Origin of the sequence: Streptomyces sp. PA03-3a, from assembly GCF_033792735.1 — a bacterium.
Lineage (GTDB): Bacteria > Actinomycetota > Actinomycetes > Streptomycetales > Streptomycetaceae > Actinacidiphila.
Genome location: NZ_JARAVM010000021.1, coordinates 148,530 through 160,613 on the forward strand (window position 1 = coordinate 148,530; position 12,084 = coordinate 160,613).

Consider the following 12,084-nt stretch of genomic DNA (forward strand, 5'->3'; position numbering starts at 1 on the left):
ATGCCGACCATAGAGATCGGGCATTTCCCTCTCGTGACCCATTTGTTTCTTGCAGGTTAACCGAGCCGCCGCACGGGTGCCGGGTCGGACGCGGGCGCCCCGGGGCGGGGGGTTACCGTGGAGCCGTGGACAACAGGGATGTCATCGGATCGTGGATCGAGGGCCCGAAGGCCGCCGCGGAGCGGATGGGTGTCGACTTCGGCTACCGCGGGCAGCGCCTCGGGCTGCCTGAGGACGGCCCCGGCTCGATCGCCCCGGTCGGGCGGCGCATCGCGGCCCTCTTCATCGACTGGGGCCTGTGCGCGCTGATCGCGTACGGGCTGATCGCGCACCGTGACGCGGCCGCGGCCAATCCGTGGACCACGGTGGTCTTCGGCCTCATGAGCGTGCTGCTGCTGGGCACCGTCGGCACCACCCCGGGCAAGCGCCTGCTGCGGTTGCGCGTGGTGAAGGAGGACGGTGGGCCGCTCGGGCTCGGCGCGGCGGTGCTGCGGACGCTGCTGCTCCTGCTGGTCGTCCCGGCGGTGGTCTGGGACCGCGACACCCGCGGCATGCACGACCGGGCCGTGAAGGCGGTCCAGATCCGGATGTGACCGTGGAGCGCACGACGCGAAGTGCCCCGGACGAGTCGATTCGTCCGGGGCACTTCGCGTTCCGTTTCGTATGCGATCAGCGGCCCTTCGGCATCCGCATGCCCTTGGGGAGCGGCCCCTTCGGCACCGGCATGTTGCTCATCAGGTCGCCGAGCGCCCGGAGCCGGTCGTTGACCTCGGTGACCTTGGGGCCGGGCAGCACGCGCGGCAGCTTCAGTAGGGTAGTGCGGATCTTCTTCAGCGGCACCTGCCCCTCGCCGTTGCCCACGATGAGGTCGGTGACCGGGACGTCCACGACGATGCGCGCCATCTTCTTCTTCTCGGAGGCCAGCAGGCCCTTCAGCCGGTTCGGGTTGCCCTCGCCGACCAGGACGATGCCGGCCTTGCCGACCGCGCGGTGCACGACGTCCTGGCTGCGGGTCATCGCCACCGCGGGCGTCACCGACCAGCCGCGGCCGACGTTGTCCAGCACCGCGGCCGCGGCGCCGGGCTGCCCGTCCAGCTGGCCGAACGCGGCCTTCTCGGCGCGCCGTCCGAAGATGATCGCCATCGCCAGCAGGGCCAGAAGGAAGCCCAGGATGCCCGCGTAGATGGGGTGACCGATCAAGAAGCCGATGGCGAGGATGACACCGAAGGTGACGATTCCCACAGCCGCAAGGACGAGACCGACCTTGGAGTCGACCCGCCTGGTCATCTTGTAGGTCTGGGCGATCTGCTTGAGGCGCCCAGGGTTGCTCTCGGATGTATCCCTCGCCATGCCGCACAGGATACGTGGCCGCGCGGCCCCGGCCCCACCGGAGGGGGGGTCCGCCTTTTCCGGCGGCCCCGCCGGGGCTCTAGAGGACGTCGCCGTGCGCGGCCCGCGAGGAGACCAGGGCGTCCATCACGTGCTGGGCGTCGCGGCGGTCCTTGGCGCGCTTGCGGTCCTCCAGGACGGCGGACCAGGCGTTGCGGCGCGCCGTCTCCTCGGCGCCGCGGAACAGGAGGTGCTCCACGGCGCGCAGCGCGCCGGCGGCGGCGCCGGGGATGGTGCTCTGGCGGTGGAGGTGTGCGGCCTGCATGGTGGTGTCCCCCTCAGGACGGCTCAGACGCGGTGGGATGGTCCGCTTATCCAGAGTCACCACATTGTGTTACCAGTCCGTGACCGGTCGGTCAAACCGTCGTGAAGCCCTGGCGGTGCCTTCGCGCCGTTCCGCGCGGAGGTGCCGCACGTCAGGGACGCGTCAGGGGTCCCCGCGGGGACCCCTGACGTGACGAACCGCACGTTCCGGCGGTGACGCGCAGGTCACCGCAGTGTGATCAGACGGCCTGTACGGCGACGACCTCGCCGCGCTCGCCGCGGCGCTCGACGGCCTGCTGGAAGAGCCGGCCGGCCCGGTACGAGGACCGCACGAGCGGGCCCGACATGACACCGGCGAAGCCGATCTCCTCGGCCTCCTCCTTCAGCTCCACGAACTCGTGGGGCTTCACCCAGCGCTCCACCGGGTGGTGCCGCAGGCTCGGGCGCAGGTACTGGGTGATGGTGATCAGCTCGCAGCCGGCGTCGTGCAGGTCCTGCAGCGCCTGGCTGACCTCCTCGCGCTCCTCGCCCATGCCGAGGATGAGGTTGGACTTGGTCACCAGCCCCGCCTCGCGCGCCTTGGTGATGACCTCCAGCGAGCGCTCGTAGCGGAAGCCGGGACGGATACGCTTGAAGATCCGCGGCACCGTCTCCACGTTGTGGGCGAGCACCTCGGGACGGGCGCCGAAGACCTCGGCGAGCTGCTCGGGGACCGCGTTGAAGTCCGGGATCAGCAACTCGACCTTGGTGCGGCCGGCGGCGCGGTCGGCGGTCATGGCGTGGATCTGGCGCACGGTCTCGGCGTACAGCCAGGCGCCGCCGTCCTCCAGGTCGTCGCGGGCGACGCCGGTGATGGTGGCGTAGTTCAGGTCCATGGTGACGACGGACTCGCCGACACGGCGCGGCTCGTCACGGTCGAGGGCCTGCGGCTTTCCGGTGTCGATCTGGCAGAAGTCGCAGCGCCGGGTGCACTGGTCGCCGCCGATGAGGAAGGTGGCCTCGCGGTCCTCCCAGCACTCGAAGATGTTGGGGCAGCCCGCCTCCTGGCACACCGTGTGCAGACCCTCGCGCTTCACCAGGCTGTGCAGCTCGGTGTACTCGGGACCCATCTTGGCCCGGGTCTTGATCCACTCGGGCTTGCGCTCGATGGGGGTCTGGCTGTTGCGGACCTCCAGACGCAGCATCTTGCGGCCTTCAGGCGCTACAGCGGACACGTCCGACTCCCTCTCGAGGCTTCGTTTCCTTGGTGAACATCAGCGTACGCCTGTGGATTCCGGGACGACCCGGGGGAGCGGCTCCGCCGACTCCAGGACCCGCCGCAGGTGCTTCTCCACCACCGGGAGGACCTCGGAGACGGTGACCTCGCGGCCGAGTTCGTTGCTGAGCGAGGCCACGCCGGCGTCCCGGATGCCGCAGGGCACGATCCGGTCGAACCAGGTGTTGTCGGGGTTGCAGTTCAGCGCGAAGCCGTGCATCGTCACGCCCTTCGCGACGCGGATGCCGATCGCGGCGAGCTTGCGGTCCTCGCGGCGCTGGCCGGCGTTGGAGGGGGCGTACTCCGGGCCCGACAGGCGGGGGTCGAACTCCTCGTCCTGCAGCCGCGGATCGAAGTCCAGGGTCAGCCCCGGGATGACCGGCGGACGGTCCTCGACGGGGTCGCCCAGTACCCACACGCCGCTGCGGCCCTCCACCCGGGTGGTCTCCAGGCCGAACTCGGCGCACGCGTCGATCAGCGCCTCCTCCAGCCGGCGCACGTGCGCGACGACGTCCACCGGGCGCGGCAGCTTCAGGATCGGGTAGCCGACCAGCTGGCCAGGCCCGTGCCAGGTGATCTTGCCGCCGCGGTCGACGTCCACCACGGGGGTGCCGTCCAGTGGGCGCTCGCTGTCCTCGGTGCGGCGGCCCGCGGTGTAGACGGGCGGGTGCTCCAGCAGCAGGCACGTGTCGGGGATCTCGTCGGCGAAGCGCGCCGCGTGCACCCGGCGCTGCTCCTCCCACGCCTCCCGGTACTCCACCGCGTCCTCGCCGAAGCCCAGATGGACGAAGCGCAGGTCACTCACGGCCGCTCCCTTTGTGGTCCTTTGCGGCGCCCCTCCACGCGTCAAGAGCGCCTCAGCAACTGTACGTCCGGTGGGGTGGTGTCCTGCACGGGGTCGAGGGCTTAGCACCCGGGGGAGGGCAAAGCAAGCGTTCTGCCGATATGTGGGTGCAGATTCACCCGATACGGCGAATGGGAGGCGCTCGGGTCGTGAGTGAGTCGATACAGAACGTTACATTCGCGCCGTTCTGCGGATGACCCGGCGGGCCGCGGACGGTGGACACCGCCCCGGACGCCCGCAACCTCGCACGCCCGAACACCCGCAACCTCGCACGCCCGCACGCCCGGAAGGCAGGGGACCGCACCACAGATGTCCGACCGTTCCTCGCAGCGCCCCCCGAACCGTCAACTGGCCGCCCTGATCGCCGAGGCCGGGTTCTCCAACGCCGGGCTCGCCCGCCGGGTGGACCAGCTCGGCATCGAGCACGGTCTGGACCTGCGGTACGACAAGACCTCCGTCACCCGGTGGCTGCGCGGCCAGCAGCCCCGGGGCACGACGCCCGCGCTCATCGCCGAGGTCTTCACCCGGCGGCTCGGGCGCCGGCTGTCCGCCCACGACCTCGGCCTCGACGCCGTCGCACCCGTCTACGCGGGGCTGGAGTACGCCTCCTCCCCGGAGGAGGCCGTCGAGATCGTCTCCGGGCTGTGGCGGAAGGACACCGGCAACCAGGCCGACCTCCGCAAGATCGCGTTCACCCCCGCCGGGCTCGTGGTCCCCAGCCGCGACTGGCTGATCGGCCGCGCCGACGACCGGGTGGGGCGCGGCCCCGAGCCGGGCGCCGCCCCGGCGGGCGCGGGCGGTCCGGGGCACGGCGCCGGACCCGGGGCGGCGCGGCTGCCGGCGCAACGGGCCGGCGGCGGCTTACGCGGCGCGCACGCACCGGTCGCGGTGGCCGCGCCCGCGGTCTTCGGCGGCACCGGCCAGCGGGTCGGCATGGGTGACATCGCCGCCCTGCGCTCCGTCGGCGAGCTCTTCCGCACCCTCGACAACGCCTACGGCGGCGGCCACGCGCGGCAGGCCCTCGTCCGCTACCTCGAGCACGAGGCCGAACCCATGCTGCGCGGCAGCTACGGCGAGACGATGGGCCGCCGTCTCTTCGCCGCCGTCGCCGACCTCACCCGGCTCGCGGGGTGGACCTCCTACGACATCGGCGCCCACGGGCTCGCCCAGCGGTACTTCGTGCAGGCCCTGCGGCTCGCGCAGGCCGCCGGGGACCGCGTCTACGGGGGGTACGTCCTCGTCACGATGAGCCGCCAGGCGGTCTACCTCGGGCACGGCCGCGAGGCCGTCCAGCTGGCGCGGGTCGCCCAGCAGGGGGTCGGCAGCGGAGCCCCGCCGGTCGTGCAGGCGCTCTTCCACGCGGCCGAGGCACGCGGCCACGGGCTGCTCGGCGAGGTCCGCGCCTGCACAGCGGCACTGGTGCGGGCCGAACGCGCCCTGGAGGCGGTCAGGAACGGCGACGACGTCCCGTCCTGGGCGCGCTTCTTCGACGAGGCCCAGCTCGCGGACGAGTTCGGCCACTGCCACCGCGACCTCGGCCAGTACCGCGCGGCCTCGCAGCACGCGGAGCGCTCGCTGCAACTGCGCGGCCACGCGTACGCCCGCAGCCGCGTCTTCTGCCGCACGGTGCTGGCCACCGCGCGGCTCGGCCTCGGCGAGGTCGACGCCGCCTGCGCCCTCGGCGCGGAGGCCATGCAGGCCGCCGTCGAGATGCGGTCGCTGCGCGCCGTCGAGTACGTCCGCGACTTCAGCCGCCGCCTCGACACCCACCGCGACGCCGCCCCCGTCCGCGCCTTCCACGACCGCGCGACGGCCCTGGGGGTCCCCGTGGGGTGAGGTAGGCCTCCTCCGGGTGCCGGGACGGGGGTGCGGGGGCGCCTATGGGGTGCCCGTGCTGGTGGGTGCGTGCGGGTTCGTCTCGCGCCCCGCGGCGCACAGCGGCGGGCTGCGGAGGGGAGGGCGGGGCGTTCGGGGCGGTCGTCGCTGTGCGGGCCGGTGGCCGGCGAGGGTGCATGCGCCGGAGCGGGGTGCCTTTCCGGTACCGCGGGTCTCGTTGCCGTCCGCGGGTGCAGATGGCCGCTTCCACGCCTGCTGCCGGTGGTGGGCGCGCCCGCCGTGACCCGCGTCTGCGAGTGCTTCGGGGTGCTGTCGAGCGGTCGGCGGGAGATCGGCCTCGCTTTCAGCGGTGTGGACGTCGAAAGCGGGCCCGTCGTCGGGGGAAGCACCCGCCCGCAGACGCCGGTCACGGCGGGCGCGCCACGCAGGAACGGTGGGCGTGGTCACCGGCCGTCTGCACCCGCGGCCGGCGACGAGACCGCACCCCGCGAACACCGCCCCCGCTCCGGCGCCCGCCACCAACCGACCCGCACACCCGCCCAACAGGGCCGCCCGCCGCCCCACGCCGAAGGCGCGAGGCGCAGGCGCAGGGAAGAGCCGAAAGACCCGAGAAGGCCCCGGAACGCACCGAAACGGTGCTCCCTACGCCGCGAGCGGCTGCGTGTCGGGGCCCTGGCGGAGGCCGACGTCGCGCAGGAGGTGCTGGGCGGCCCGGCGCCCGGAGAGGAGCGCGCCCTGGACCGTGCTGGTGTCGCGGTGGTCGCCGCAGACGTAGAGGCCCTGCAGTATCCGCACCGGGCGGCGCAGGTCGTGCGGGGCCGTCATCGCCGGGAGCGCCTCGGCGTCGTGGTGGACGGCGAGCAGTTCCCATCCGGCGGTGGACGTGCCGTAGAGCTCCGCGAGGTGGGCCCGGACGGCGATGTCGTCCGGCGCGGGGGCGGCCGCGGGGCCCAGCAGGACGGAGGTGACGAGGGCGCGGCCCACGGGGGCGCGGGAGGGGTCGACGAGGCTGGCCGGAAACGTGTGGGAGACGGGTCCGCGCCGGTCCGCGTCGAGCACGAGCGCGGGCTGCTTCAGCGGGGCGGCCGACGAGGCGTGGTGCAGGACGGTGACGCCGTGGAAGGCGGGGACCCGCAGCCCGGGCAGCAGACCGGCCGCCGCGCGGGCCCCGGTGGCGACGACCACGGCCCGGCAGGGGATCTCGTCCCCGCCCGCGGTGCGGACGCCGTTCGTGGCCGCGGCGACCGCCCGCACCCCGGTGCGGACCGTGCCGGGCGGCAGCGCGGCGGCCAGCGCCTGCGGCACCGTGGCCGCGCCGCCCGCCGGCAGGCACGTACGGCCGAGGGCGAAGCCGCGCAGGACCAGGTCGGCGACCCGGCTGGAGGTCGTGAGGTCCGGGTCGCAGAGCAGCGCGGACAGCAGCGGCCGCAGGTACCCGTCGACCGTGCGCGGCGCGAAGCCGCGCGAGGCGAGGGCGGCCGCGGCCGTGGTCTCGGGGCGCTCCAGAAGGCGTTCGGCGGGCGCGTCGGCGAGGCGGTTGAGCGCTGTCCGCAGCCGGGCCTTGTCCAGGGGCGAGCCGATGGGCGCGCGGGCCGCGGCGAGCGCGGCGCGCGGGTCGCCGACGCGGTAGCCGCGGCCCGCGGAGCGCACCAGGACGCCGGGCGAGAGCGGCCGCAGCTGCAGCCCCTCCAGTTCCGGGGTGCGGCGCAGCTCCGGATAGGAGGTGTTGAGCAGTTGTGGCCCCCGGTCGAGAAGAAAGCCGTCGACCTTCTCGGTGGCCATGCGGCCACCGACCCGGTCCTCGGCCTCCAGCACGGTGACGGTGAGCCCCGCACTGGTGAGGTGACGCGCCGCGGAGAGACCGGCGAGGCCGGCCCCGATCACGCACACGTCCGTATGTGAACCCGTAGAGCGTGCTGTAGAGAGCACGATGCCCCTCCCCGAGGTCGGCACGTTTCCCCGCTCGCGTCAGCTGGTGCTGGAACCGTCATGCCCACTCACGCGCCAACTGATGCCGGAAAACGGCTGTGGGTGGCATTCAGTGCCTTTCTTCGGCCAGTGCGGCGCGGATCGCCTCCTCGATCCCGGGGTGGGCGTAGGTGAATCCGGAGTCCAGCAGCACCCGCGGCACCGCGCGGGTACTGCCGAGGATCTCGGTGGCGAACTCACCGACGACGGAGCGCAGTACGGGCCCGGGGACGGCGAACACCGTGGGCCGGCGCAGCACCCGTCCCATCGCCCGGGTCACCTCGGCGTTGGTCAGCGCCTCGGGCGCGCACAGGTTGACCGGCCCGGAGACGGACTCGGTGGCGATGATGTGGCGCAGTGCCGCGATGTGGTCGTGCAGGGAGATGAAGCTCCAGTACTGGCGTCCGTCGCCGAGCCGCCCCCCCAAGCCCGCCTTGAAGAGCGGGAAGAGCCGGCCCCATGCCCCGCCGCTGCCGGAGACGACCAGTCCGGTGCGGGCGAACGCGGTGCGGACGCCCGCCTCGCGGGCCGGGTCGGCGGCGGCCTCCCAGTCGCGGCAGACGGAGGGCAGGAAGCCGGTGCCCAGCGGTGCGCTCTCGTCGACCCTGCGGTCGCCCGTGTCGCCGTACGCCGTGATGCCGGAACCGCTGACGAGCACCCGCGGCGGGGTGTCCAGGAAGGCGAGGGCCCGCGCAAGGGTCGCCGTGCCCCGCACACGGCTGTCGCGGATGGTCCGCTTGTAGTCGTCCGTCCAGCGGTGGTCGCCGACCCCGGCGCCGGCGAGGTGGACGACGGCCTCCACGCCCGCGAGCCGCGCGGTGTCGACGGTGCCTCCCCGCGGGTCCCAGCGTGCCTCGTCCGGCCCGGAGGGCTCGCGCCTGACGAGGCGTACGACATCGTGCCGGTCGGAGCGCAGGGAGCGGACCAGGGCGGAGCCGATGAGGCCGGACGAGCCGGTGATGGCGATGCGCATGGGGACATCGTCGCGCGGAACGGCCCTCCTGGTGTGGGAAGGTGACACGCATGTCCGACATCCGTGTGCGACCGGCCCTGCTCTCCGACGACCCCGCACTCGTGCGGCTGGAGCGGGCGACGTGGTCGACCCTGCACGCGGTGCGGCCACCGCGGGAGGAGAACGAGGACTTCTTCGGCGAGCGCTTCGGCCCGGACGCCTTCCTGGTGGCGGAGACCGACGGGCGGCTCGCCGGTTTCGTCGGGCTGGTGCCGCCGACGCCGCTGGCCTCCAACGCCCATGTGCGCCAGATCCAGGGCCTGGCGGTCGACACCTGGGCGCGGGGCCGCGGGGTGGGGCTGGAACTCGTCCTGGCGGCCGTGGTGGAGGCCCGCAGGCAGGGCGCGGTGCGCGTCACGCTGCGGGTGCTGGGCCACAACACCCCGGCCCGGCGGCTGTACGAGGCGGCCGGCTTCACCGTGGAGGGCGTGCTGCCCGGGGAGTTCCTGCTGGACGGTGTCTACGTCGACGACGTGTGCATGGGGCGCCGGGTCTGACGGGTCACCCGGTGCGCGCGGCGGGGCCCGGCGGTACGGCTCAGCCGAAGCGCTCCCAGAGCCGGGGGAACCGCTCCGCCACCGCGGCCGCGTTCTCGAAGTCGATGTAGACGCCCTCCGGCTCGGCGGGCTGCGCCGGCAGGTCCAGGTCCGGCAGCCGGACCCCGGTGAGCTGCTCGTACGCCTCGTCCGCCGCGTAACCGAGGTCCTCGGCGTCGCCGTCGACCTCCGGGTCGAAGGCGCCGGTCAGCTGCGCGAGGCTGTCGGGGTCGTGGACGGCCCCCTCGAAGACGTGCCGGCCCTGGCCGATGAGCCAGCAGCGGAAGAAGTCGAACGCGTCGTCACCGGCGCCCCCCAGCATCAGGTCGGCGGCGCCCCACACGTCCCAGCGGTAGGCCCGGTTGAAACGGCTCTCGAAGTGCCGGGCGAAGTCGACGACGGACTCCGGGTCGAGCTGGGTGAGTCGTTCCACCAGGAGGTCGGCGTGCTCCTCCGGGTCGCCCCCCGCTGCCTCACGCGTGCTGTCGACGATCTCCCAGAACTCCGTCTCGTCCATCACCGCTCCAGCATCCTGGCTGCGGCCCTCCGACGCACGCGGAACACGGCAGACGCGCCCCTCAGGAGTAGAGGGCGGCCATGGCGCGGACCGCGCCGGCCAGCCGCTCGCGCAGGGCGTCCGGGCCGAGCACCTCGGCGTCGGGGCCGAGGGACAGGAGCTGTTCGTAGGCGACGTCCTGGCCCTCGACGGGGAGGGTGACGGTCACCCGCCCCCGCGCGTCCGGGGGTGCGGCGGCCGCGAGGGCCTCACGGGCGGCGGTGCGGTCGGTGACGTACGGCAGGCGGCGGGCGCCGTCGGGCGTGAGCCGGAGGACGACCTCGTCCCGGAGCATCGAGCGGGCGAACTCGGCGGCGCGGGCCTCCCAGAACGCGGGCAGATCGAAGTCCGGGTCTCTGCCGAAACGATCCTCCGTGGGCTCCGCCGCGGTGAACCGGTCCACCCGGTAGACCCGGACGTCCGCGCCGCAGCGCGCCACCGCGTACCAGACACCCCCCTTGAGCACGAGGCCGTACGGGTCCAGTTCGCGCTCCACCTCCGCCTCGCCCCGCCGGTACCGGGCCCGCAGCCGCCGGTCCCCCCAGACGGCCGCGGCGAGCGACGGCAGCAGCCGCGGCGTCTGCGGTTCCTGCCACCAGCCGGGCGCGTCCAGGTGGAAGCGCTGCGCCGCCGAGCGCGGTGCGTCCCGCAGTTCGGGCAGCAGGGCGGCGGAGACCTTCAGACGGGCCGAGGAACCCGCGTCGTGCAGGCCCATGGCCCGCAGCGCGGCGGGCACCCCGGACAGGAAGAGCGCCTCCGCCTCCGCGCGGGCCAGCCCGGTCAGCCGGGTGCGGTAGCCGTCGACCAGGCGGTACCCGCCGGCGCGCCCCCGCTCGGCGTAGACCGGCACCCCCGCCTCGGACAGGGCCAGGACGTCCCGGCCGACGGTGCGTTCGGACACCTCCAGGGCGGTGGCGAGTTCGGTCGCCGTCATCGACTCGCGGGACTGGAGCAGGAGGACGAGGTGGATCAGTCGTGCCGCACGCATGCCCCGAGGCTATGCGGTCGCCCCGGGCGACGGGACGGGGCCGGTCCGGGAGGTCCGGACCGGCCCCGCCGGAGCCCGCTGCGTGCGCGTCAGCGCGGGGGGAAGGACTCCGCAGCGCGCAACCCGCCAGGGCGGCCGGGCCGGTGGGGACGGTGGCGCCCCGGCGGGAGCCGGTGACGGCGATGGGCCGTCACCGCGGGGCGGGTTCACCGGCGTCCGGCTCCCCGGCCCTGCCCCCTCCAGTACGTCCGCCGGGCCGGGGCCGTTCAATCCGGCGGTGATCCCCCGTCGAGGGCACAACGGCCGAGGCCCCAGCCCGGGAAGGGGCTGGGGCCTCGGCCGTCGTACGGTCCCGCGGGGACTCCGGTCGGTTACAGACCGAGGTCGCCCTCGAACTCGCCGGCCTCGAGACGGGCCTTGACGTCGTTCAGGTAGCGGGCGGCGTCCGCGCCGTCGACCAGCTGGTGGTCGTACGACAGGGTCAGGTACGCCACGTCGCGGATCGCGATGGTCTCACCCAGGTCCGGGTGGTTGACGACCATCGGGCGGCGCACGGTGGCGCCGATGCCGAGCTCGGCGACCTGCGGGTAGTTCACGATGATGGTGTCGAACAGCGCACCGCGCGAACCGGTGTTGCTGATCGTGAACGTGCCGCCGGACAGGTCGTCCGGGCTGATCTTCTTGTTGCGGACCTTGCCGGCCAGCTCGGCGGTCTTCTTGGCGATGCCGGCCAGGCTCAGGTCGCCGGCGCCCTTGATGACCGGGACCATCAGGCCCTGCTCCGAGTCCACCGCGATGCCGACGTTCTCGACGTCGTGGTAGGTGACGGTGCCGTCGTCGTTGATCTTGGCGTTGATGACCGGGTGGGCCTTCAGCGCCTCGGCGGCGGCCTTCACGAAGAACGGCATCGGCGAGAGCTTGACGCCCTCGCGGGCCAGGAAGGACTCCTTGGCCCGGGCCCGCAGCCGCATGATCCTGGTGACGTCCACCTCGACCACGGTCGACAGCTGCGCCTGGCTGTGCAGGGCCTTCATCATGTTCTCGGCGATGACCTTGCGGATGCGGGTCATCTTGACCGTCTGACCGCGCAGCGCGGCGGCGGCGGCCGGCACCGTGACGCCCGCGGACGGGGCCGGGGCGGTCGGCGCGACAGCGGCGGCCTTGGCGGCCTCGGCGGCGGCCAGGACGTCCTGCTTGCGGATGCGGCCACCGACACCGGTGCCCTTGACCGAGGCCAGGTCCACGCCGTTCTCGGCGGCGAGCTTGCGCACCAGCGGGGTCACGTACGCGCCCTCGTCGGTGGGCGCCGTCGCCGAGGGGGCGGCCGCGGCAGCCGGGGCAGGGGTGACCGGAGCCGGAGCCGGAGCCGGAGCCGGAGTGGCGGCCGGGGCGGGCGCCGGGGCGGCCGGAGCCGGGGCGGGTGCCGGAGCCGGGGG

12 protein-coding genes are annotated in these 12,084 nt (G+C 73.9%); 3 read left to right on the forward strand and 9 right to left on the reverse strand.

Going from position 1 to position 12,084, the window contains the following annotated elements; all coding sequences use genetic code 11:
* Positions 1-125 precede the first annotated feature (125 nt).
* Entirely contained in the window at positions 126-593 is a 468-nt protein-coding gene (locus tag PV342_RS24925; protein ID WP_018556996.1) for an RDD family protein, read from the forward strand.
* 76 nt (positions 594-669) lie between these two features.
* Here the strand turns inward: PV342_RS24925 and PV342_RS24930 are convergent, their stop codons facing one another.
* The 4 genes from PV342_RS24930 to lipB form a co-directional block, all read right to left on the reverse strand.
* Complete coding sequence (locus tag PV342_RS24930) at positions 670-1,350, reverse strand: DUF4191 domain-containing protein (protein WP_386989063.1); 681 nt, start codon at positions 1,348-1,350, stop codon at positions 670-672.
* Positions 1,351-1,429: 79 nt separating this feature from the next.
* The gene (locus PV342_RS24935) at positions 1,430-1,654 is read right to left on the reverse strand and encodes an SCO2195 family GlnR-regulated protein (RefSeq protein WP_400801915.1); all 225 of its coding nucleotides are present in this window, start codon (positions 1,652-1,654) and stop codon (positions 1,430-1,432) included.
* Between the two features lie 238 nt (positions 1,655-1,892).
* Positions 1,893-2,867: a lipoyl synthase gene (lipA, locus tag PV342_RS24940; protein WP_089221818.1), complete on the reverse strand. Its 975-nt coding sequence runs from the start codon at positions 2,865-2,867 to the stop codon at positions 1,893-1,895.
* Between the two features lie 39 nt (positions 2,868-2,906).
* Positions 2,907-3,713 (reverse strand): lipoyl(octanoyl) transferase LipB, encoded by an 807-nt coding sequence (gene lipB, locus PV342_RS24945; protein WP_018557000.1) that lies wholly within the window; start codon positions 3,711-3,713, stop codon positions 2,907-2,909.
* Between the two features lie 348 nt (positions 3,714-4,061).
* On the opposite strand from lipB, the gene PV342_RS24950 reads away from it, so the two are divergent.
* A complete protein-coding gene (locus PV342_RS24950; RefSeq protein ID WP_500318713.1) occupies positions 4,062-5,588 on the forward strand; it encodes an NsdA family TPR-like regulatory protein in 1,527 nt (508 codons plus the stop codon).
* A 642-nt stretch (positions 5,589-6,230) separates the two neighbouring features.
* Here the strand turns inward: PV342_RS24950 and PV342_RS24955 are convergent.
* Complete coding sequence (locus PV342_RS24955; protein ID WP_360998789.1) at positions 6,231-7,472, reverse strand: NAD(P)/FAD-dependent oxidoreductase; 1,242 nt, start codon at positions 7,470-7,472, stop codon at positions 6,231-6,233.
* Positions 7,473-7,626: 154 nt separating this feature from the next.
* The gene (locus tag PV342_RS24960; protein ID WP_500318714.1) at positions 7,627-8,529 is read right to left on the reverse strand and encodes a TIGR01777 family oxidoreductase; all 903 of its coding nucleotides are present in this window, start codon (positions 8,527-8,529) and stop codon (positions 7,627-7,629) included.
* Between the two features lie 50 nt (positions 8,530-8,579).
* On the opposite strand from PV342_RS24960, the gene PV342_RS24965 reads away from it, so the two are divergent.
* On the forward strand, positions 8,580-9,065 hold the full coding sequence (locus PV342_RS24965; protein WP_386989079.1) for a GNAT family N-acetyltransferase: 486 nt from the start codon (positions 8,580-8,582) through the stop codon (positions 9,063-9,065).
* A gap of 40 nt (positions 9,066-9,105) precedes the next feature.
* On the opposite strand, the gene PV342_RS24970 is transcribed toward PV342_RS24965, so the two are convergent.
* The 3 genes from PV342_RS24970 to sucB all read right to left on the reverse strand — a co-directional run.
* Positions 9,106-9,621 (reverse strand): DUF4240 domain-containing protein, encoded by a 516-nt coding sequence (locus tag PV342_RS24970; protein ID WP_018557005.1) that lies wholly within the window; start codon positions 9,619-9,621, stop codon positions 9,106-9,108.
* A gap of 61 nt (positions 9,622-9,682) precedes the next feature.
* The gene (locus PV342_RS24975; RefSeq protein ID WP_400801908.1) at positions 9,683-10,648 is read right to left on the reverse strand and encodes a helix-turn-helix transcriptional regulator; all 966 of its coding nucleotides are present in this window, start codon (positions 10,646-10,648) and stop codon (positions 9,683-9,685) included.
* Between the two features lie 371 nt (positions 10,649-11,019).
* The coding region (sucB, locus tag PV342_RS24980) for a 2-oxoglutarate dehydrogenase, E2 component, dihydrolipoamide succinyltransferase (RefSeq protein ID WP_500318715.1) at positions 11,020-12,084 on the reverse strand (1,065 nt) is incomplete at its 5' end.

Bases quoted from the DNA above. Each gene is read 5' to 3' on its own strand.
- PV342_RS24970 (WP_018557005.1), bottom strand. From the start codon at position 9,621: ATGGACGAGACGGAGTTCTGGGAGATCGTCGACAGCACGCGTGAGGCA.
- PV342_RS24930 (WP_386989063.1), bottom strand. From the start codon at position 1,350: ATGGCGAGGGATACATCCGAGAGCAACCCTGGGCGCCTCAAGCAGATC.
- PV342_RS24975 (WP_400801908.1), bottom strand. From the start codon at position 10,648: ATGCGTGCGGCACGACTGATCCACCTCGTCCTCCTGCTCCAGTCCCGC.
- PV342_RS24935 (WP_400801915.1), bottom strand. From the start codon at position 1,654: ATGCAGGCCGCACACCTCCACCGCCAGAGCACCATCCCCGGCGCCGCC.
- PV342_RS24950 (WP_500318713.1), top strand. From the start codon at position 4,062: ATGTCCGACCGTTCCTCGCAGCGCCCCCCGAACCGTCAACTGGCCGCC.
- PV342_RS24960 (WP_500318714.1), bottom strand. From the start codon at position 8,529: ATGCGCATCGCCATCACCGGCTCGTCCGGCCTCATCGGCTCCGCCCTG.
- PV342_RS24965 (WP_386989079.1), top strand. From the start codon at position 8,580: ATGTCCGACATCCGTGTGCGACCGGCCCTGCTCTCCGACGACCCCGCA.